Origin of the sequence: Sphingomonas sp. RB1R13, from assembly GCF_036663775.1 — a bacterium.
Lineage (GTDB): Bacteria > Pseudomonadota > Alphaproteobacteria > Sphingomonadales > Sphingomonadaceae > Sphingomicrobium.
In genome coordinates, this window is record NZ_JAXOJM010000025.1 from 1 (window position 1) to 1485 (window position 1485).

The 1485-nt window shown below is 65.5% G+C and carries 2 protein-coding genes; one reads left to right on the forward strand and one right to left on the reverse strand.

The window, feature by feature from the left end; genetic code table 11:
- Positions 1–1164, reverse strand: a 1164-nt coding sequence (locus tag U1700_RS14460) for a phospholipase D-like domain-containing protein (protein ID WP_332753395.1), incomplete at its 3' end; no start/stop codon positions are given.
- A 123-nt stretch (positions 1165–1287) separates the two neighbouring features.
- Between U1700_RS14460 and rpoZ the strand changes: the two genes are divergently transcribed.
- Positions 1288–1485, forward strand: a 198-nt coding sequence (rpoZ, locus tag U1700_RS14465; RefSeq protein WP_332753396.1) for a DNA-directed RNA polymerase subunit omega, incomplete at its 3' end; no start/stop codon positions are given.

The following is a 1485-nucleotide window of genomic DNA, read 5'->3' on the forward strand; positions in this document are numbered from 1 at the left end:
GGGATCGATCACCGCGATCAGCAGATAGGCGGCGAACTGGCGCAGCCGCTGGAACCAGCCGGTATGGCGCTTATACCAGTCCGGCGTGATCGCCTCAGACCGGGCGACTTCTCCGTCGATGTAGGACCGGACATGCGCGGCGAAGTCGGTGTCCTCGATCCGCAGCATCAGCTCCAGATTCACGAACAGGCTTCGCATGTCGAAATTGGCCGAGCCGACATGCACGGCATCGTCGATGACGTATAATTTCGTGTGCAGCTTGGTCAGCTGATATTCGAAGATCTGCACGCCCTTGCGCAGCAGGCCCGCATAGGTGAAGCGCGCCGCCGCAATCGTCGCCTCATTGTCCGACTTGCCCGCCGTGACGATCCGCACCTCGGCCTCGCGCCGCCCGGCCCGATCGAGCCGACGCAGCATGGTGGGGCTGGGGGTGAAATAGGCCGCGATCACATCGATCCGCCGCCCGCGCCGCATATCGTCGCGCACCGTCCGCGCCCAGGGCGACAACCGCCGGGTCGGCCCGCCGATCAGCCAGCGGAGCCGACCGCTCGACTCGCTCCAATGTGCCAGCGCCTTATTCAGGTCGCGCAGCCGCCCCTTGGTATTTTCCGTCCAGGCGAACAGCGCGTCGAAATAGCCCGCCATCCGCGCCGCCGCCGGTCCCTCGACCAGCAGGCCCAGATCGCGCCAGCTCTGGTCGGCGGGGGTGCCGAAATAATCATCCTCGATATTGAACCCGCCGATGATGATCGAGGGGGAGGGGCCTTCGGCATCCGCCAGCGCCAGCTTTTGGTGGTTGCGCAGCAGATAGCGGCGGCCGAAGCGCGGCTCGAACCGGGACAGCCGCGCGCCCGCCTCGACCAGCGGCCGGAAGAACGCCTCATCCGCGCCCGCGCCGAAGCCGTCGACGATCACCGACACGGTCACGCCCCGGCGTGCGGCGGCGATCATTGCGTCACGCACCTGCCGCCCCGTCGCGTCATCGGCATAGATATAATACAGGATGCGCAGCGAGGTCCGCGCGCCGTCGATCAGCGCCAGCACCGCCTCCAGCCGCCTTGGCCCCGTGTCGAGCAGGGTCAGCCGGTTGCCGTCGACCTGAAAACCGGGTTGCTCTGGCGGATGGGGGGCGGAAATGCGGCGGGCTCCTTTCGGGCGTGACATGCGGTCGAAAACGTAACGATCGAGATGACAGGGGCGTTGCAAGCTCCAAGGCTTTTGACTTCACCGCCCTTTGCTGTTAGGCGGCACGCTTTCATCCCAGCATTATTTGCGAAGGACACACGCATGGCGCGCGTCACCGTCGAAGATTGCGTCGACAAGATTCCCAACCGTTTCGATCTGGTGCTGTTCGCGGCGCAGCGGGCCCGTCAGATTTCGGGCGGGGCGGATCTGACCGTCGATCGCGATCGCGATAAAAATCCGGTCGTCGCCCTGCGCGAGATCGCCGAGGAAACGGTTCGTCCGACCCATCTGGAAGAAGCC